Raw genomic sequence first — 18,940 nt, 5'->3', positions numbered from 1 at the left:
GTCATGTGTGGGTACGTGCGGGGGAGCGGCGGGTGCGGTGGCGTCGGGTGGTGAGGCTGTTGATGTGTGGTGGCCGCGGTCAGGGCGTCCAGCCTCTCACCCCGTCCAACTGACCGCCGTCCGAGGGATGGAAAGTCATACCGGACAAGGAGATGAGCTGTCCGCATACAGGGAGATCAACTGTCCGCTCACCCGGACGTCCCACTGTCCGTGGACGGCGACTTCGACGCCTACTGGCGCTACCACCAGCAACACGATCACCTACGGTTCACACCATCCGCTACCGCGACATACTCACCCTCGCCGCATGACCAATAGCCCGGGAACAAGGACTGCCCGCGGCGTTTAGGGTTTCCGGGACAGGCCATACGGCACGCTGCACCCCTGGGGACGAAACAGTATGGGACACGGAGCACGGAAGCAGCTGGCGGAGCTGCTCGACGACGCGCAGCGGCGCGGGGACTTCAGCACCCGTATCGAGATGTCGGCCCGCGCGCTGCGCATCGAGGTCGACGGGGTGGGGGAACTGCCGCTGCCGCTGCGTGCCCCGGTCACCAAGAAACTGATCGCGCAGGCCCGGCAGGCATCCTTCGGCCGCGGCGAGCAGACCCTGTCCGACACCAGAGTCCGCGACACCTGGGAGATCACCCCGGACCGCATCACGCTCGGCGGCACCGACTGGGACCGCACCCTGGACGGCGTCCTCGACGGTGTCCGCACCGCGCTCGGTCTGCCGCCCACCGTCGTCCTACGTGCCGAGCCGCACGCACTGCTCGTCTACGGCAAGGGCCAGTTCTTCCTGCCGCACCAGGACTCCGAGAAGGACGACTCCATGGTGGGCACCCTGGTCGTCTCGCTGCCCTCGCACCACACCGGCGGCGAACTCGTCGTCTCGCACGCCGGCCGCAGCGTCGTCCACCAGGCGTCCCGGGAGAAGCTGACCTTCGCAGCCTTCTACGCGGACTGCCTGCACGAGGTCAAGCCCGTCAAGTCCGGCTACCGCGTCACCCTCACCATGAACCTCCTCGCCGAACGCGTCCGCCCGGCTGGCGAGGACGACGGGGACCCGGTCGCCGACCTGGCCCACTGCTTGACCGAACACTTCACCGAGCCGGCCGAAGAGCGCTACGCCTACGGCCGCCAGAAGGCCGCGCCCCCGAACCGCCTCGTGTACCTCCTCGACCACGAGTACACCCAGCGCGGCCTGGACTGGGACCGCCTCAAGGGAGCCGACGCCACCCGCACCGCCCTGCTCCGCCAGGCCGCCGCAGAGACGGACTGCGAAGCGGTCCTCGCGTTGGCCGAGGTGAAGGAGACCTGGGACGCGCATGCGCCGTACGACCGCTACGACTACTACGGCGAGGTCGAGCACTACGACGACTGCGAGGACGAGGAGTGCGAGGGCGAATGCCTCCTGGACCCCGACGGGGAACCCGGTGCCGAGCGCCGCCGCAGCGGCGACTTCTCCAGCTACGAACTGAACGAGCTGATCGACGACGAGATCACGCTAAGCTGGTGGACCCGCCCGGACGGCACCGGCGGCGAGCAGATCAACCTGCCCGTCGCGTACGCCGAGGTGTGCGCCACCACCGAGAACAAGGACCTGACGCCCTACCAGTCCGAGTACGAGGGCTACATGGGCAACTACGGCAACACCCTCGACCGCTGGTACCGGCGGGCTGCCGTGGTCCTGTGGCCCCGGCAGCGCTCGTTCACGGCCCGCGCCGAGGCCGGCTCCGAAGGCGCACTGCGGGAACTTCAGGGCCACCTGGATGCCGGGGACCTCGACCGGGCGCGCACGCTCGCCCAGTCGCTCGCCCCGTTCTGGAAGCACCACGGTTCGGGCGAGGCGGCCGCGGCGCTCTTTGCCGCCGCCCTGCCCGTCGCGGTGGGACTGCGGGAAGCGGACACTGCCACGATGCTCCTCGCGCCTTTTGGGGTGGAGGCCCTGGGCGAGCGGCACGCCCCGGGTCTCGCGGCAGCGGCCGCGCGGTACGGACGGACGTGGGCCCGCGGGGCCGTCAGCAGCTGGTTCGGCACGGTTGGCGCGTACACCGGGGCCGGCCGCGCGGCGTGGCTCGAATCGCTGCCCGGCCTGTGCACCGCGCTGCGGGCCGCCGACGGCGATGGGGACGCGATGGCCTCGCCGCTGGCCGAGGGTGCCTGGCAAGCAGTCGAGCAGCAGCTCACCAGCTGGCTCGGCATCGGCCGCGAGACGGAGCGCCGCACAGGCATGGAGGGGCTTGGCGCATCACTGGCCCGCGTCCTGCAGGCGGCAGGGCCCGAGACCGCCGGCACCATCGCCGCCACGCTGCGCGGCCTGCCGGACACCGCCCTGGAATGCCTGCTCCCCGCCCTGCGCACCGCGGCCCGCCAGCCGACGACCATACGCGACGGCGCACCCGCCGCCCGCGCTTTCCAGACCCTCGCCGACCACTGCGAGGACCGGCTCGCCGCGGCCCTCGCCCGCCCCGTACGTGCGGCCGACGACTGGTCCCTCACCCCGGCCGGGACATGCCGGACTGGCTGCGGACTCTGCCCCGACTTGGACGCCTTCCTCACCTCCCGCACCCGCCACGTCATGGAGTGGCCGCTCGCGAAGGACGGACGCCGCCACCTCCACACCCGCATCGACCAGGCCGGCCTGCCCGTCTCCCACACCACCCGGCGCCAGGGACGCCCCTACGTTCTGGTACTGACCAAGACGGACGCCGTCTTCACCCGTGAACAGGCGACCCGAACCCGCGCCGAGACCGACCTGGCGTGGCTGCGGGACAAATGGCCCCGGGCGGGCGGTTGAGAGGTGACACATCCGTACCTCTCCCCGACAGCGATGACGAGAAGAGCGAAGGGTGCGGGCAATGCCGTTGCTTGAATGGTAAACCGGGTACGTACGCGTCCCGGGTGATGACGCCGCGCGGTTCCACTGCGGTGACCGGCCTGGAGCTGATGACCGCGCTGCACCCGCCGACCCGGGCCAGCGCGCCGGACGAGAGCGGCAAGCGCACCTCGGAGCACAACCCCGGCTCGCTGGGCAAGGACCCGATCGGCTTGTTGGACTGGCCGCCGTGCGAGGTTCCCGACGGTCACCCGGTGCTGGGGGATCTGCCGCGCTTCCACGTCCGGGGCCCCGGCGAGAAGCTGTTCGAGGAGGCGTACGACTGGGCGCGCCGCTCACCGACGAGGAATGCATGCGCCGCAACCTGGTCGGCATCGATGTCAACATGGCCTTCGCCGCCGGCGCGAACGGTCTGCTGGTCGGCCTCGCCCAGGCGCCGACGCACGTCATGGCGCCGGTGTTCGACCCGAAGCTGCCCGGTGCCTGGCTGGTCGACCTGTCCCATGTCGACTTGTCGCGGGTGAAGTCGGGCAAGGAGTGGGTGAAGCTCGACGGGGAACTGTTGCCCAGCCCGTTCACGCCGAAGGGCGAGCGGCCGGAAGGTCCGGCCTGGTACGCGACGCCGACTGTCGCCTACGCCCAGGAGCTGGGCTACGACGTGACGCCGACCGAGGCGTGGGTGGGCTGCGACAACGGCCGTTACCTGGACGGCTGGTACAACCGGCTGCGTGACGCCTACATCGCGACGATGGCCGACCTCGGGGTGGGCGCCGACCTGCCGCCCCAACAGTTCCTGGCCGCGATGGACGGCTACCGGCAGCACGACCCCGAGCTGGCGATCGTCGTGTCCGCGATCAAGGCAACCGTCAAGGGCGGGCTCGGCAAGCTGCGCGAGCGCCCGCGCGGCGAGGGCTGGAAGCCCGGCGAGCCGTGGCGCGCCCTTGCCCGGCTCACCTGGCGGCCGGACATCCGCGCCGCGATCATTTCCCGCACGCGTATCAACATGCACCGCAAGATCGTCAAGCATGCCGCTTTCACGGGGCAGTACCCGGTCGCGATTCTCTCCGACTGCGCCGTATATGCGGCCGATGGCGCCAGCCCGCTGGACTTTTTGCCCTACCTCGGCCTCGGACGCGGTGAGCGTGTCGGTGTTCACCGCGATGACGCTATCGGCGGCACAGCCGTTCGCCGCCGTGGACGCGGTGTTGTCACTCGAACCCATGACGACCTCTCGCGCGGTGTGCCGGCGCTAGGCCCAGCCGTGTTCCGTCAGGCCACCGTCATCGTTCAGGTAGCCGAGGAGGCCTTCCTTCGGATACTCGATGAGGTCCTCGGGCAGTTCGTGAACCCTGAACCACTCCAGACCCATGCACTTGTCTGGTTCCCGGTTGACTGGCTTGCCGCTCCACTCGGTGGCCTCGAAGAAGAACCCGATCCGCTGCACGGTGTTGTCCTGGTGATGGTGGACGACGTGCACCAGGCGCAGATGGTCCGGATCGACGGTGACCCCGGTTTCTTCGCGCAGCTCCCGTGCGGCGCCCAGACGCAGGGGCTCGCCCTGATCGAGCTTGCCCGACGGCATGTGCCAACGTCCGTAGCCGTAGGGGCCGCCGCGCTGGGAGAAGAGCAGCTTGTCGCCGTCGCGGAGGATGACATGGGTGTCGATCACGGGTCTTGCGACTTCCGGGTTCATGTTCCCTTGGGGGTTGTTGGGGTCGGAGAAAGTGCCGACGCTACCGGCGGCTCGGGGGTGCGCGTCGGCGATTGCGGATTCGACGTCCGATAGGGGTGGCACCGCTGGTATCGAGGACCAGAACATTCGCGTTCCTGATGCCTCGCAGTGGCCCCGACCTTGACGTCGGCCACCCCGGCGAACAGCGCGAAGGGAGTCGGCCGGTGCCGCCAGCGCAGCAGGTAAGAGGTCACCGAGAGGGCGGCGCGGCGGATATGCCGCGGCTGAGTCTGCCTGCCATGAACGATCGACTCGACGGTACGCGTCAGGACCGGGCTGGCGGCGAAGAGCGCGTTGCGCACGTCCGGCCGGGCGAAAAGCTGCGCGAGCCACGTCCGGGTGGCGCAGGCATCGTTGAGGTCGAACGTCTCAGGACGGTCGGCGGGGTTGGGCTCGGTGGTGGCACGGAGCACTGCTGCTCCGGCCCAACGGTACGTAACAGCCATGATTCCTTCCGGTCGCTCGCAACGGGAACCAACGGGCGCGGGGGCACCGATCCTGCTCGGCGCCCCCGCTGCCGGCTCAGCGGCTGGTTACTCGGGGTCGCGGACCAGCAAGCTGCACGAACTGGCGCCGCCCCCGCAGGTGTTGCCGCAGCCGTCGCTGGTGGAGCACATCAGCTTCCCGATCGGGTGGGTGGCCAGGACGACCTGCACGCCCAGGGGCGCGAAGTCGTCGTCGACCTGCGAGGGGGCCGGCTTGTCGAGCATGGCGGTGGCGCTCATGTAGATCACTCTCCTCAGTGGTGGAGTGGTGCATGACGACCTGGCGACGCGGTCGTTAGACCGCGGGCCAGGAGAGTGAGATCCGGCTGTGCACCTTGTTGATGACGCGCTCTCCGGCGATTTGGTCATCGGGGGTGTCGGCCGGATAGACCCGGATGATCGGGATGGGGCCGCCGCGGCGGTGGGCGTCCCAGTCGCGCAGGCTCTCGGTGAGCTCATCGGCGAGCTGCTGCGCGTGGTGGCCCAGGGCGTGGACGCCGTACTCGACGTCCGTGTCCCCGGCCGGGCGGTGGACGAGGTAGGCGAAGCTGTCGTCTGCGACGGCGGCGAGCGAGAACCCGGGGTTGTTCGGGGCGACGATGCCGCTGTTCTTGTCCTGGTCGACGCTCATGATGCAAAAGCCGGGCACGGTGATCGCGAGATGCATCTGGAGTGTGGCAAGCGGCTCTTGCCGGCCGATCGTGACCCCCGTCCAGGTCTCGATACGCCGTGTCGTCACTGCGTCGTTGAGCTGGCTCGGTTCGATGGGCAGCCCGTCGTCGAAGCGCAGCCCGATCTCCTCCGTGCCCGCCACGAGGAGGAGCTGCTCCTCGTGCGCGGTGGGTGCCCTGCATCGGGACGAAGCCGCATGCCTTCGCCGACTCGGATTCCAGGTGATCGCCGTCCAGCACGAAGGCGACGGACCGCGTCAGCCCGCGCATGCGCAAAGGGACGATCAAGCGGCCCTTGGAGTTGAGCTGGCGAGTCCAGGCCGGCGGGATGTCCCACGCGCCGACCGTCACGAGAATGACGTCTACGGCTTCCAGACCGGGGATGGGCTCGGCCGCGTCCGCGGTCACCACACGCACGTGGTCGTAGCCGTTCGCGGCGAGGAGGCGTTCGGCACGCTCGGTGACCTCCGCATCGATATCGACCGTGGTCACCGAGCCCTCTTGGCCGACGAGTTCGGCGAGATAGGCCGCGTTCAGGCCGCCCGAGCCGATCTCCAGCACGGACATGCCCGGCCGTACCTGCGCCTGCTCCAGCATGAAAGCCTGGATCTGCGGGGCGGACACGCTACTGGTCTGCACGCCGTGCTCGGAGGTCTTGGTGATCACGGCCTTCCACGGGTCATAGACCTCGTTCAGCGGAGTGCCGGGCGGGGTGAAGCGGTCCCGCGGCACTCGGCGCATCACCGCTTCGACCTCGGGAGAGGTGATCCAGCCCTCGTCACGGAGCTGGTCGATAGTGTGGTTGCGCAGGCGGGAGGCCTCGGTGGCGTCGGTCGTCACGTCTGTCATGGGGGAGTAGTCCTCTATCCATTGGTCATACGGCTGGAGCGGTGGCGCTGCGGGGCGTGGTTCGTATTCGCATCGCCACACCGGTCAGGCAGGGGTGGAACTTGGCGGTGACCTCCACGGGCGTCCCTTCGCGTACGAGCGGCGTGTGAGGAGAGGCCTCGGGGGTGGCTCCTCCCCACACGCCCCTTCCGGAAGGACCCTTGCGGCAGGGCCTCTACCGGGTATTGCATCGCCCGCCTGTGACAACGGGTGTGGTGTGGGCCGGCCGGAACCTCCTCCACAGAAGTACGGCCGGGGTGCAGGCAAGGCCTTACACCACTCCCGCTACAGGAGTCCCGGTTCATGGGGCGGGCGGCCTGAGCGTCATCACCGCGACGGCCGCTCCGCCGACGAGCGTCGGTCCGACGAGCAGCGTGACGCGTTTGCGCGTGCCGTCGGCGCCGTAGCGGTCGAGGGCCCTACAACGTCGACGTCGCCGCGAAGGCCGTCGAGTTGCTGCTCGGACTGGCGACGCCGGTGGTGCCGGCCTCGCGCAGCGCGTCGGTACTTGAACGGCCCGAGGCGTCTGCCAGCACTGCACGTCGTTGGCCGGCCGTGGGGTGATCCAGCTGGTTGCCGCGTCAGTTCGTGCGTATCTCTTTCAGGGGCGGCAGCGATGCCCGCCTAGGGCGAGGGGCGAGCCCTGGCGGTCACTGGGGGAGAGGCGCAATGATCAGGCCTATGCGCATTCTTCTCCTTGGCGGCACCTGGTTCCTGGGGCGCGCCGTCGCCGAGAACGCCTTGGCGCGCGGTTGGAGGGTCACGACCTTCAACCGCGGCCGCAGCGCCCCCGACCTGCCAGGGACCGAGCCGGTGCACGGCGACCGCACCAGTGCGGACGACCTCAAGCGGCTTGCCGCTCACGGCCCGTGGGACCTCGTCGTTGATACCTCGGCCTCCGAGATGGCCCCGTGCCAGGTCCTCGACGGCACGCGCGTGCTGGCGGCCGAGGCGGAGCGGTACGTGTACGTCTCCACGGTCAATGCCTACCGGGGATGGCCGTACGAGGCGCTCACGGAGGACAGTCCCGTCTATGCGGCGCCGCCGGACGCGTCCCGCGAGTACGGCGCCGGCGACGGTGTGACCGTGCACTACGGCATGCAGAAGGCCGGATGCGAGGCGGCTGTGTTGTCTCAGTTCGGGGACCGGGCGACAGTGTTGCGGCCCGGCGTGATCCTGGGGCCTGGCGAGTATGTGGGGCGCTTGCCGTGGTGGCTGAGCCGGGCCAGGCGGGGAGGCGCGATCCTCGCCCCGGGCCAGCCCGGCACGCACGTCCAGCCGGTCGATGTCCGGGACGTCGCCGAGTTCGCGCTCACGGCAGCACCCGGCGCCTACAACGTGACCGCGCCGCGCGACCGGGACACCATGGGTGACCTGCTGATGGCCTGTGTGGCTGTCACCGGCAGGCGCGGGCGCCTGGCGTGGGCGCCTAACGAGCTGCTCACCGCGCATGGTGTTCGGGAGTGGACCGAGCTCCCGCTGTGGCGCACGGCAAAGGGCACGTGGGCCGTCGACAGCACGCGCGCGCGGGCTGCTGGGCTCGTGTGCCGTCCGCTCGCGCAGACCGTCGCCGACACCTGGGAGTGGCTCACGTCGGGGTCGATGCCGGTGGAGCATCCGCGCTGGGACGACCACGGCATCGACCCCGACAAGGAGATGCGCATCGTCGCCGAGCTTCGTTAGCCCTCTATGGCCAGGCGGCTGCCGGGCAGGGGCCGGGCGGCCGCACGGGCGACGAAGTCCTCGATCTGCTCAGCCAGCGTCCGCGCCGCGGGCGCCTGTTCGAGCTGGGGCCGGGCGAGCTCGCCGCGCAGCTGGGTGACCCGGTCGACCAGGCCGATGGTGCGCCATTCCACGGGGGTGGCCAGCACCGGTTCCAGGGCTTCGTCGGCGCCGTCGAGTTCGCCGCGCAGTAGACGGGCCCGTGCGAGGTCGACGGTCACCTGCATCTGCACCGGACGGTCCGCGTTGGGATCGGCGTCGAGCAGCTGCAAGGCGTGGAGTGCGGATTGCTCGGCGCGCTGTGAGTCTTTGAGGACGAGGTACGTCGTGGCGTGGCTCATCGCGGCCCGGGCGGGCCCGAACGCGAACTCGCCGCCGACGTCGTCGTGCAGCTCGTCGCGCACCTCGGGGCCGGGGTCGAGTGCCTGCTGCACGGCGCGTTCGGCGTCGCGGGGGCGTCCCAGGTGCGCCCAGGCGCGGGCCTCGATCGCGGACAGCCGCATGTGTCCCATAGAGCCGACTCCGCCGAACGATTTCGCGATGTGGATGTTGCGCATGGCTGCCGTCGGGCGGCCGTCCCAGTAGGCCAGGTACGCCAGCACGCCGTGCGCGTAGGCCTGGAGCGGCCCGTGCTCGATGGTCTGCCCGTACATGGCGGCCGTCCGCGCGAACTGGGTGGCCGGACCGAGCACGCCCAGATCGAACGCGGCCACCGACAACAGGGCCCCGGCCTGCCCGGCCGCCAGGTACAGACGCTCTTGTTGCCGCGGCCGCTGCGTGCGCTCCAACTTGTCCTGCACGTCCAGCAGAAGGGCTTCCGCGCGCCGGAACGCCGCGACGGGGTTGGTCGTCTCGTAATCCACTGCCAGCGTCTGCACGTCGTCGTCGATCTGGTCCAGCGTCATGTCCGGCAGATGGGCCGAGGCGGCGTTTCCGGCGTGGGTGGCGGCGTCACGAGCAGTCATGGCGATATCGCTTTCGTTGAGCGCTGGGTGCAAGGTGACCGCTGCCTGCGGGACAGGCGCGAATAAGGCCAGCACCGACGCTCCGAACATCCTCTGCAGGATGAGGGGCGCCGGCGGATTCGGCGCCCGCCGCTGCTGGCCGCTTGTCCACCGTCTCCACGTCGGCTCGGAGACATCCGCCGACCGGTAGCGGGCTTCATCGCGTTCGTTGCCGATGAGCCGACCGGTCTTGCGGTACTCCTTCGCGGCCTCTTCGTAGGTCCACGCCCGGTCCAGGACCAGCGCGTGAAGCAGGTTGCGCGGCTGCTGCTGTTGCGACATGAGGTCCTCCTGACGGACGCGCCCCGGTGGTGACAGCCGGTCAGCATCGTGAATATCGCCCGTCCAGACTGCCCGGGAACCACCCACGATGGAGGTGATACCCACCTGATAGCCCGTCTGAATTCGTGAGACCCAGGTGAGACCCCGGGCGGATGGTGCCGCTCCTGTCGCGCCGGGAGGCTTGTGGGCCAAGCACGCCAGTCCAGACGAGGGGGCGCCGTGAGCACCGTGGACTCACACCACGCCAGATCACGTGAGGGCACTGAGCCCCACGACGCGGAAGAGGCGATCGACTTCCGGGCCGTGCGGGCCGCCGTCACGGAGGTCAACGACACGCCGCTGGCCGCGCTCGAACGGCCCGGGATCGAGGAGCGGACCCGGTGCATGGCCGCCCATGTGCGGCGCATGATCCGCGAAAACGGCCCGGACCGCCCTCCGTACGCGACGTCGATCTTCCGCGCCGCCTACCGCGTCCTGGACTCGCCGACCAGGCCCACGACGCTCGACTCGGACTGGGCCGCCTGGAAGCACCTGCAAAACCTCGCCTACAGCGCGGCCGCGCTTGTCGAGCTGCTCGATGCGGACACGGCGTGAGGGCCCGCATCCGCCTCGTCGAGGCACTGATCACCACCATCCTGGCTGCCGCCGGCGTCGGCGCGATCGGCATCGCGTTCTGGCACAGCCTTTCCTGAGCCCCCGCCGCGTCTCGCACAGGAAGGCCGAGGCGCGGCGGGCCGCGAGATCCCGCTCCCCGGGCAACTCCGCACGGCATTCGGCACCCGGGGAGCGGGCCCCGGCACCATCCGCTCTACATCCACGGAGGATCCGATGAGCACTGCCACCATTCCGTTCGCCGCGCGGGCCGCGGCCCCGCCCTGCCTCGTGAAGACCTCGATCAAGGGCGTGTCCTGGAACGAGGGGCTCCAGATCAACCAGCAGGAGGACGGCAGCCCCTGGCACACCGGGGACATGGCCGCCTCGACGACGGACACCAACCAGGACGGGCAGGGCGACGACGTCTCGGACCCGTACTACGCGTCCGCGTCATGACCACCGTCGCCCGCCCGGTGCTCGTGGTCGCCGAGCAGCTGGACGCGTCCGCCGAGATGGTCGTCGACCAGCTCAACCGGCGCGATGTCCCGGTCATCCGCTTCGACGTCGCGACCTTCCCGCAGCAGCTCACCCTCACCGCCGCGTATGCAGCCGGTGAGGCCCGAATGGGTAGCTCTGACGCAGGGCGGCTGCGGCGACGTCAAGGACCGCGTTTTCGACCTGGATCTGGACAAGCCCAAGCTTGTCGACCGCGACAGGTCCAACACCGTTGCCAGATAAAGGAATTGGCCGTTGCCGATCGGGAGATAGGTGATGTCGCCCACGTACTTGGTGTTCGGTACCTGGGCGGTGAAGTCCCGCTGGAGCAGGTCCGGCACCGGTGTCGCCGACGGCTCGGGAATGGTCGTGCGGACCTTCTTGCGCAGGTGCAGCCCGACGATGTGGAACTTGCGCATGACGCGCTCGACCCGCTTGTGATTGACCGGCCTCCCGGCATCCTTCAGCTCGGCGGTGACGCGCGGAACCCCATAGGTGCCGTCCGATTCCTGATGGATCCGGTTGATGTGCTCGGCGAGCTCGGCATCCGCCCTCGCCCGGCCGGCCCGCGCGGATGCGCCAGCCAGCCACTGGTAGAAGCCGGACCGCGAGACCGCGAGTATCCGGCACAGCCGCTTGACGCCGAAGGCGTCACGGTGATCCTCGACGAACTGGAAGCGGCTGCTCACCAGCTGGTCTCGGCCGCAAAATACTTCGCGGCCCTCCGCAGGATCTCCCGCTCGAGCTCGAGTTCCTTCACCCGGGCCCGCAGCTGCCGGTTCTCCTTCTCCATCGCGGTGGCCTCCACCGCCCCGGGCCGGGCTGCCTGCCCGGCATCCCGCACCCACGTGCGCAGCGTCTCGTGGTTGATGCCCAGGTCCTTGGCCACCGACGCGTACGTCCCACCCGGGCTCGAGTGGTACAGCGCGACGGCATCGGCCCGGAACTCAGGCGAGTACTTCGACGTCCCCAACGGGAACTCCTGTCCTATGGATCATCACGATCCAATGATCAGGGTGTCCACGCTCAAGGGGAAACGCCCGAGACTCCTCCACGATACTGCTGCGTCCCAGCAGTGCCACTCTTGCCTCAAAGCAGCGTCAGGCATACCCGGCCATGGTGTCCACAGTGGTCAGCGGTCGGAACGGCAAGTCGATCCCCGTGCCGTTCCCGGCCGTACGCAGGCACCCAGCCGGCTCGCCATCGTCGAGCGCGTCCGACGGGATCAAGGAACGCAGACGCAGTTGGTCAAACAGGGCGGTCCCCACCCGGCGCCGGAGATCACGCAGAGCTGTCTCCGACGGCCGTGCCGGAGCGAGCGGGCGCAGTCCGGCCACCGAACTGCTGAGGCGGCCACCCTGCTGCAGGGCGATCCAGGCCAGGGCCGCTGAGCCGCCGGGGTCTGGTCCGCAGAACCGGAGCGGCGAGGATCGTTGCGGAGAGTGTGGACCCGATGGTCGGGCCGTCCCCGTTGGTGCCCTCCTGGCCAGCAGCTCCAGGAACGTAGAGGAACCGCGTCCGCCCCCGTGCGCCTGATTCGGTGCGAGCGGCCGAGGACGACGGCGCCGCGCTCACCAGGGACGGTGACCGGAACTTGCAACGGGATGCGATCGACCGCCAGGTGCGGGACGGTGGATCCAGGTGGCGATTCCGCGTTGCTGCGGCGCTGGACACGAGCCGAGACGGGCCCGGGACGGCGGGAGCGGTCTTGGTGGACATAAATCTCGAGGATCTGGAGATACAGGAGCACCCCGATCCAAGCCGGGACTGGTCCACAACGGCTACTGGGGCTGGGAAGGGCCCCCTCGATCGAAGAGGTGCGCCGTGACCTGCGCCAGGTCACCGCGAGATCCGCCCCGGCTGAGATCCGGACGGCCCCTGCGTGCACGCTCCCGGGGACGCCGGTGGCCGTTCCCAGCACTATCCGTACCAGCCACCGTCCGACTCGCACCGCAGCACCGGCTGAGTGGAGCATCCGCCATGGAATACCTCGTCACAATGACCACCCACGTCCCTGAGGGAACCGCACAGGAGGAAGTCGACGACATCCGCACTCGTGAGGCCGCGAACTCCCGCAGGCTCGCCGAGAAGGGGCAGTTGCTCCGGTTGTGGCGCCCGCCCCTGCGGCCCGGCGAGTGGCGCACCCTCGGGCTGTTCGCCGCGTCGGACGCCGAGGGGCTGGAGGATGCCCTCGCTTCCATGCCGCTGCGCGTCTGGCGCAGTGACGAGGTCACACCCCTGACGCAGCACCCGAACGATCCGGGACCGGCTTGGACCGGCGAATCGCGCGCCGCCAAGGAGTTCCTGGTGACCTTCGCCCCGGCCGCGCACGAGGGTGCCTCGTCCCAGGCGCCGGCGGACGCCACCGCGGCGGAGGCGGTCCGTGCGAGGGAACTGGCCGGGAAAGGGCACCTGGTGCGGCTGTGGCAGACGCCCGGCGAGGGCCGTGCGCTCGGCCTGTGGCGCGCCCGGGACCCCGCCGAGATGCAGTCGGTCCTGGATTCGCTGCCCTTGGCACCATGGCTCTCCATGGAAACGACCCCGCTGAGCGAGCACCCGAATGACCCGGGGTCAGGGCTGGTCAGGAGCTGATGACCTCAGCCAGGCCGAGCTGACGCAGCATGCCGAATTCGTCGCTGCTGCCCCAGCGCTCGACGAGCTTGCCGTCGCTGTCGAAGCGGCTGATCTGCATGCCGCGGTAGCTGACCTTCTTGCCGGTCGCCGGCCGGCCCATCAACGGTCCCAGATGCGTCCCGCTGATCACGTAGGCGAAGGCCAGCTCGTCGTCGGTGGCCATCAGGTGTTCCACCTCGACGTGCAAGTCGGGGAAAGCAACTCGTAGCTCGTTGAACATGGCCTTGTACCCCTCGGGTCCCTGGGCCTGCCCTGGAGCGGGGTCATGATCGACGGAATCGGGAGCGACGATGTCGTCGAGGGCGTCGAGGTTCCCGGTGACCACGGCCTCTCCGAATGCGGTCTGTGCGGCGATGTTCGCTTGCTGCGCCATGGGCACTCCCGGGCATGTATGGGGCACCGGCTTGTTCGCGGGCCGAGAGGTCCGCACCTACGCCGTACACCGACCGTACATCCGGCGCTGACACACAGCATGTCTGCACGGCAGGCCTCCGCCGGGGCCGCCGGCCGACGTGGCGCACCGCCCCTCAAGGTCACCAGCGGCGGGCCGATGGCATCACTGGCGAAGGCTCGTGTCCGTGGGGACGGCGTCCGAGCGGGCAGAGCATCGCGCACCGACGACGAGCGATTCCGGCCGACGACCGGTGAGTGTGCATCAGTCAGAGGACGAGGTGCCGGCGCAGCCGCATGTGCGCGGTCCTCTCGGCGTCGGCGAACCTGACACGTCCCGCCTCGGTCAGTGTGACCTCGACCGTCCTGCGGTCTCTGCCGCGGCGATTGCGTTCGATCAGCCCGGCCGTCTGCAGGTTCTTCAGGAGCGAGGACATCCGGGTCCCCGATTCCTGGAGGAATGCGGTCAGCTGGGTCACGGGCACGGGTCGGCCCTCAGCTCCGGCGAGAGCACCGAGAATGAGGTAGTCGTGGAGCGACAGACCGTGCAGCGCCCGCAACTCGCCGTGCAGGAGGCCGAGGCTCCACAGGATCGGTGGAGGCTGTGGTGTGGTGTCCGCCGGATCGCAGTCGATCATGTTTCTTTCCCGGGGTGGGTCCACCGGCCGCGGGCTCGCGGCCACACGGTCGTAACCAGGTTCCCCGCGACGCTGATGGCGGGCCGATGGGACAGGAAGCCCTCATGTCAGGACACCGCATCGTCCGCGCCCGCTCCGCGGACGACCGTCCGGCCGATGTCCCGATATGAGGCTGATGTGGCCTGGTGGACCGTCCGTCCCCGTTCTCTCGCGGCCCTACCGTCGACAACGCGACGTGGCCGCAGAGGTTGCTCTGTGCAGCGGGTGCCGGATGCGGGGATACGGGACACGCGGCGCAGACCGGCTGTCAGGGCCGCGCCGGGATCGTAGGGCTTCAGACAGGGAAGAAGGCGTTCTACGCCATGGCCTCGCAATCAGACACCGCTCGAACCGTGGTTCACGGGCTGGATTTCGGACTCAACGCATGGGTCGTGGACGAGCAACGGCAGCGTTTCCTGCACGACCCCGGCTCGGTCGGGGAGACGTGGAGGGACTTCTTCGCCACTCCGGGAGCCCTGGCCGTCGCGGCTTCCTCGCCCGTTCCGGCCGCCCGGGGCACATCGCCGACCCGGCCGGGGGGCGCCGTCTTCGCCCCGGACCATGAGGGCGGCGACGAGGCGGCGCTCAGGGCCGTCCGGGTCGCGGCGCTCATTCACGCCTATCGCGTGCGCGGCCATTTGACAGCCGGTACGGACCCGCTCACGGCGCAGCTCTCCGCCGCCCATCCGGAACTGGACCTGGCCGCGTTCGGACTGGCTCACGTGGACCAGGCACAGGATGTCGTCGTGGACGGGTTCGCCGGGCACGCCGTGACAACGCTCGAGGAAGTGCTAGGCGCTCTACGGGAGTTCTACTGCGGCAGTGCCGGGTTCGAGTACATGCACATCCAGGACTCCCGCGAACGCCGCTGGATCCAGCAGCGCGTCGAGAGGCCGCAGCATCGGCCGGACCGTGCCCGGCAGCTGCGGATCCTCTACCGGCTGGGGGCAGCGGAGGCCTTCGAGACGTTCCTTCAGACCAAGTACGTGGGTCACAAGCGGTACTCGCTCGAAGGCGGAGAGTCGGCCGTCGTGCTGCTGGACGCCCTGCTGCACAGTGCCATCGAGGACGGTGTCGCAGAGGCCGTTATCGGGATGACGCACCGCGGCCGGCTGAACGTTCTGGCCAACATCATCGGCAAGTCCTACGCCCAGATCTTCAGCGAGTTCGAGGACGCGGTGGTCCTCGGGTCCGTGCAGGGTTCGGGGGACGTGAAGTACCACCTCGGCGCGGAGGGCATCTACCGCGCTCTGCACGGCGGCACGATCGGCGTCTCGGTCGTGGCGAACCCCTCCCACCTGGAGATCGTGGGGCCGGTCACGCAGGGAGTGGTGCGCGCCAAGCAGGACCTGGCGGCAGAACACAGCGGGTCCGCGCGCGTCCTGCCGGTCGTCGTCCATGGAGATGCGGCGTTCGCCGGCCAGGGGGTGGTCGCCGAGACGCTGAACATGTCGCAGCTGCCCGGCTATCGCACGGGCGGGACGGTTCACGTTGTGGTCAACAACCAGGTGGGCTTCACGACTTCGCCTTCCAGCGGCCGCTCCAGCACGTACGCCACCGATGTGGCACGGATGGTGGAGGCGCCGATCTTCCACGTGAACGGCGACGACCCGGAGGCGGTCGACCGCGTCGCGCGGCTGGCTTTCGAGTACCGCCAGACGTTCCACAAGGACGTCGTGGTCGATCTGGTCTGCTACCGGCGCCACGGGCACAGCGAGGTCGACGACCCGTCCATCACGCAGCCGGTGATGTACGACCGCATTGATGCCAGGCCGTCGGTGCGCACTCTGTACGCCGACGCTTTGGTGGAACGCGGCGACATCAGCGAGCGCCAAGTGGAGGGTGCCCGCCGCGACTATCAGGACCACCTCGAGAGGGCCTTCGCCGAGACCCGGATGCTGCCCGCTCCCCGCTCCGCCCAGGACGTTCCCGGCACCGGCGCCGGACAGGACACCACGCCGCGCGCAACGCACCGGGCGGTGACCGCGATCGGCGAGGCGAAGGTGCGGCAGGTGATCGCCTCGCAGGCCGACCTGCCGCAGGGCTTCACGGTGCACCCGCGCGTCATGCCGCAGCTGCACCGGCGTACAGCGGCGCTTGAGACGGGAGCAGTCGACTGGGCCACCGCGGAAATGCTGGCGATCGGTTCGCTGCTGCTGGAGGGCGTCCCGGTGCGGTTGGCCGGGCAGGACTCGCGGCGCGGCACCTTCGGCCAGCGCCACGCCGTTCTGACCGACCGTCGTACCGGTGCGGAGCACACGCCGTTGCGCTCCCTCGGCCCGCGGGCCGCAGATTTCGCACCGTACGACTCGATGTTGTCCGAACTGGCGGCGCTGGCCTTCGAGTACGGCTACGCATTGGCCCGCCCCGAAGCCCTGGTGCTGTGGGAGGCGCAGTTCGGGGACTTCGCCAACGGCGCGCAGATGGTCGTCGACGAATACATCGCCTCGTCCGAGCAGAAGTGGGGCCAGCGCTCCGCAGTGACACTACTGCTGCCCCACGGTCTGGAGGGCCAGGGCCCGGACCACTCCTCCGCCAGGGTCGAGCGCTTCCTGCAGCTGTGCGCCCAGGACAACATGACCGTGGCCATGCCCTCCCTGCCGGGCAATTACTTCCATCTGCTCAGGCAGCATGCGCTGGGCGGCAGCAGGCGGCCGCTGGTGGTCTTCACCCCGAAGTCGATGCTGCGGTCGAAGGCGGCCACCTCCGGCCTGGCCGAGTTCACCCAGGGCGGCTTCCGTCCGGTCCTGCCGGACGAGACGGTGGACCCGGCCCGGGTCACGCGCGTGCTGCTGTGCTCGGGCAAGGTGTTCTACGACCTCGACGCCCACCGGCACGCCTCGGGCTCGACCGACACGGCGATCGTCCGCGTGGAGCGCCTCTATCCGTTCCCCGACGAGGAGCTCGCGGCGGAACTCACCCGCTTCCCTTCGGCCGCGGACGTGCGGTGGGTACAGGAGGAGCCGGAGAACCAGGGTGCGTGGTCGTTCGTCGCACCGCGTCTGTACCGGCTGGCCCGGCGCGCTGTGGAGTGCGCGAGCCGGCCCGAGGCGCCCGCGCCCGCGGTCGGCTCGGCCCGTCGGCACAGCATGGAGCAGAAGGCTCTCGTGACATCGGCCTTCCGGTGACCAGCGGCTCGCGCGGTGCCCATCGGCTGCCCACCGCTTGACAGGCTCCTCGGGCTGAAGCGCGAGGATTCTGGCCGTCCCACGGCCTCGCGATGCTCCAGGCTGTGCGGCGGCTTCGGCGCGCAGCTCGACGTGGGTCCCGGCGTGCCGTGCCCTGGGCGTGTGGCGGACGGGCTTCCCCGGCAGGCCACCCGGGCCGAGACCCCCACGGAAGCAGGCCCGACCGCACGAGCAATCGCGCACACCGTCACCCAGGCCCTGGCCTGGGCGGCCGTAACCGCCGGCCTCCGCACCATCCCCGCGCCCAAGACAATGAAATTGGCCTACCAGTAAAATGCTGCTATCGCGAGAGCGGCCGGAGGGCGCGTCATGGCCGAGATCATCTGCCGCAGAATCGATGAGCAGACGCCAGGCGAGGTCGGCGAGCTCGTGCTGGTCGACCGGGTCTGGCCGGAAGGCATCCGGCGGCAAGGCGCACCGCTCGACGTGTGGCTGCGGGAGGTCGCACCGTCCGTCGAGCTGCAGCACTGGTACGACCACAACCCCCAGCAGTTCGGTGAGTTCCGCCGCCGCTATCTCACCGAACTGGGCGATCAACAGCACCGGTACGCGTCTGCCCGGCTTCGGGACCTGGCCGAACACCGCAGCCTCACCCTGCTGACCGCCACCCAGGACATGGACCACAGCCACACCGCGGTCCTGGCCGAATGGCTCACCGAACCCGGCTCTCACGATGAGCGGCCCGTGGATGCCGCCTCGCCCGAGCCCGGACGTACCGCTCCCGGTTCCCGGCCGCCCGGACACCGCGAGGCCGTCTCCGCCGCGGTGGCCAACCTCAACGCTGGCACGCTCGCGTTCGTGATGGGCACCGGCATCGTCTCCACCGCCCTGTACGTCAACGGCGCCGGCACCGCCTCCGCCGTGCTGCTGTGGGTGGCCCTGGCCGGTTTCGCGATACTGGTGCCCGCCTACGGCTGGCGGTTGCTGCGTCGGCGCGAGCGGTTCGTCGCGGATCTCCTCGGGCCGCGTGCCTTCGCGTTCCTCACCCTCGCGATCTCCTCGAACGTGCTGGCCGCGCGCCTTGTACCGGACGGCCACACCGCAGTCGCCGGGGCGTTCCTGGCGTTCGGGACGCTGGCGTGGGTGGTGCTGGACTACGGCATTCCGCTCGCGCTCATCACCACCCTGAAGCGGGGCCCCTCGCTCGACCAGGTGAACGGCACCTGGTTCCTGTGGGCGGTGGGATCGGAGTCGGTGGCGGTCGCGGCGGCCTCGTTGGCCCGGGTGACCCCCGGACACGCACTCGCCGTGCTGGCGGTGGTGTGCTGGGCCGTCGGCCTGATGCAGTACCTGCTGACCGCCGCACTGGTCCTGGCCCGGCCGGTGCGGCCGGAAGGCC

The 18,940-nt window shown here is 69.8% G+C and carries 13 protein-coding genes and 3 pseudogenes; 8 read left to right on the top strand and 8 right to left on the bottom strand.

Annotated elements, in window-relative coordinates; genetic code table 11:
- The first annotated feature begins 400 nt into the window (after window positions 1–400).
- Window positions 401–2,800 (top strand): 2OG-Fe(II) oxygenase, encoded by a 2,400-nt coding sequence (locus OG456_RS44140; RefSeq protein WP_266570808.1) that lies wholly within the window; start codon window positions 401–403, stop codon window positions 2,798–2,800.
- 92 nt (window positions 2,801–2,892) lie between these two features.
- A pseudogene (locus tag OG456_RS44135) lies at window positions 2,893–3,959 on the top strand (transcriptional regulator); the annotation flags it as partial.
- A 129-nt stretch (window positions 3,960–4,088) separates the two neighbouring features.
- Here the strand turns inward: OG456_RS44135 and OG456_RS44130 are convergent.
- From OG456_RS44130 to fxlM, 4 genes and pseudogenes are all read right to left on the bottom strand, one after another.
- Window positions 4,089–4,532, bottom strand: coding sequence for an NUDIX domain-containing protein (locus OG456_RS44130; protein WP_266571742.1), 444 nt, complete (start codon window positions 4,530–4,532; stop codon window positions 4,089–4,091).
- Window positions 4,529–5,017 (bottom strand): lantibiotic dehydratase, encoded by a 489-nt coding sequence (locus OG456_RS44125; protein ID WP_266570807.1) that lies wholly within the window; start codon window positions 5,015–5,017, stop codon window positions 4,529–4,531. The genes OG456_RS44130 and OG456_RS44125 overlap by 4 nt, the downstream gene beginning before the upstream one ends.
- A gap of 87 nt (window positions 5,018–5,104) precedes the next feature.
- Window positions 5,105–5,296: an FxLD family lanthipeptide gene (gene fxlA, locus OG456_RS44120; RefSeq protein ID WP_266570806.1), complete on the bottom strand. Its 192-nt coding sequence runs from the start codon at window positions 5,294–5,296 to the stop codon at window positions 5,105–5,107.
- 55 nt (window positions 5,297–5,351) lie between these two features.
- Window positions 5,352–6,576: pseudogene (fxlM, locus tag OG456_RS44115) on the bottom strand (methyltransferase, FxLD system).
- A 720-nt stretch (window positions 6,577–7,296) separates the two neighbouring features.
- On the opposite strand from fxlM, the gene OG456_RS44110 reads away from it, so the two are divergent.
- Window positions 7,297–8,298, top strand: a complete 1,002-nt coding sequence (locus OG456_RS44110) for an NAD-dependent epimerase/dehydratase family protein (protein ID WP_266570805.1) — start codon at window positions 7,297–7,299, stop codon at window positions 8,296–8,298.
- Here the strand turns inward: OG456_RS44110 and OG456_RS44105 are convergent.
- A complete protein-coding gene (locus OG456_RS44105; RefSeq protein WP_266570804.1) occupies window positions 8,295–9,728 on the bottom strand; it encodes a hypothetical protein in 1,434 nt (477 codons plus the stop codon). The two genes, OG456_RS44110 and OG456_RS44105, sit on opposite strands and share 4 nt — an antisense overlap.
- 114 nt (window positions 9,729–9,842) lie before the next feature.
- Here OG456_RS44105 and OG456_RS44100 point away from each other — a divergent pair, with 114 nt between their 5' ends.
- The gene (locus tag OG456_RS44100) at window positions 9,843–10,217 is read left to right on the top strand and encodes a hypothetical protein (RefSeq protein ID WP_266570803.1); all 375 of its coding nucleotides are present in this window, start codon (window positions 9,843–9,845) and stop codon (window positions 10,215–10,217) included.
- Window positions 10,218–10,451: 234 nt separating this feature from the next.
- Window positions 10,452–10,673 carry a hypothetical protein gene (locus tag OG456_RS44095; protein WP_266570802.1) on the top strand — a complete coding sequence of 74 codons (222 nt, stop codon included), beginning with the start codon at window positions 10,452–10,454 and terminating at the stop codon, window positions 10,671–10,673.
- Between the two features lie 257 nt (window positions 10,674–10,930).
- On the opposite strand, the pseudogene OG456_RS44090 reads toward OG456_RS44095, so the two are convergent.
- Window positions 10,931–11,685: pseudogene (locus tag OG456_RS44090) on the bottom strand (IS3 family transposase); the annotation flags it as partial.
- A gap of 1,007 nt (window positions 11,686–12,692) precedes the next feature.
- On the opposite strand from OG456_RS44090, the gene OG456_RS50635 reads away from it, so the two are divergent.
- Window positions 12,693–13,304 (top strand): muconolactone Delta-isomerase family protein, encoded by a 612-nt coding sequence (locus OG456_RS50635; protein WP_323136456.1) that lies wholly within the window; start codon window positions 12,693–12,695, stop codon window positions 13,302–13,304.
- On the opposite strand, the gene OG456_RS44075 is transcribed toward OG456_RS50635, so the two are convergent.
- A complete protein-coding gene (locus OG456_RS44075; RefSeq protein ID WP_266570801.1) occupies window positions 13,294–13,719 on the bottom strand; it encodes an ester cyclase in 426 nt (141 codons plus the stop codon). The genes OG456_RS50635 and OG456_RS44075 overlap by 11 nt on opposite strands.
- Window positions 13,720–14,005: 286 nt before the next feature.
- Window positions 14,006–14,374 (bottom strand): helix-turn-helix domain-containing protein, encoded by a 369-nt coding sequence (locus OG456_RS44070; RefSeq protein WP_266570800.1) that lies wholly within the window; start codon window positions 14,372–14,374, stop codon window positions 14,006–14,008.
- Window positions 14,375–14,736: 362 nt separating this feature from the next.
- On the opposite strand from OG456_RS44070, the gene OG456_RS44065 reads away from it, so the two are divergent.
- Window positions 14,737–17,541 (top strand): multifunctional oxoglutarate decarboxylase/oxoglutarate dehydrogenase thiamine pyrophosphate-binding subunit/dihydrolipoyllysine-residue succinyltransferase subunit, encoded by a 2,805-nt coding sequence (locus OG456_RS44065; RefSeq protein ID WP_266570799.1) that lies wholly within the window; start codon window positions 14,737–14,739, stop codon window positions 17,539–17,541.
- Window positions 17,542–17,910: 369 nt separating this feature from the next.
- Window positions 17,911–18,940, top strand: a 1,030-nt coding sequence (locus OG456_RS50630) for a DUF488 family protein (protein ID WP_323136455.1), incomplete at its 3' end; no start/stop codon positions are given.

Source organism: Streptomyces sp. NBC_01446 (genome assembly GCF_026340095.1).
In the GTDB taxonomy this organism is placed as follows: Bacteria; Actinomycetota; Actinomycetes; order Streptomycetales; family Streptomycetaceae; genus Streptomyces; species Streptomyces aureus.
Note: the sequence above shows the minus strand (reverse complement) of the source record. Positions and strands in the feature narration are given on the sequence as shown.

Bases quoted from the DNA above. Each gene is read 5' to 3' on its own strand.
- OG456_RS44110 (WP_266570805.1), top strand. From the start codon at position 7,297: ATGCGCATTCTTCTCCTTGGCGGCACCTGGTTCCTGGGGCGCGCCGTC.
- OG456_RS44070 (WP_266570800.1), bottom strand. From the start codon at position 14,374: ATGATCGACTGCGATCCGGCGGACACCACACCACAGCCTCCACCGATC.
- fxlA (WP_266570806.1), bottom strand. From the start codon at position 5,296: ATGAGCGCCACCGCCATGCTCGACAAGCCGGCCCCCTCGCAGGTCGAC.
- OG456_RS44075 (WP_266570801.1), bottom strand. From the start codon at position 13,719: ATGGCGCAGCAAGCGAACATCGCCGCACAGACCGCATTCGGAGAGGCC.
- OG456_RS44130 (WP_266571742.1), bottom strand. From the start codon at position 4,532: ATGAACCCGGAAGTCGCAAGACCCGTGATCGACACCCATGTCATCCTC.
- OG456_RS44065 (WP_266570799.1), top strand. From the start codon at position 14,737: ATGGCCTCGCAATCAGACACCGCTCGAACCGTGGTTCACGGGCTGGAT.
- OG456_RS44095 (WP_266570802.1), top strand. From the start codon at position 10,452: ATGAGCACTGCCACCATTCCGTTCGCCGCGCGGGCCGCGGCCCCGCCC.
- OG456_RS44125 (WP_266570807.1), bottom strand. From the start codon at position 5,017: ATGGCTGTTACGTACCGTTGGGCCGGAGCAGCAGTGCTCCGTGCCACC.
- OG456_RS50635 (WP_323136456.1), top strand. From the start codon at position 12,693: ATGGAATACCTCGTCACAATGACCACCCACGTCCCTGAGGGAACCGCA.
- OG456_RS44140 (WP_266570808.1), top strand. From the start codon at position 401: ATGGGACACGGAGCACGGAAGCAGCTGGCGGAGCTGCTCGACGACGCG.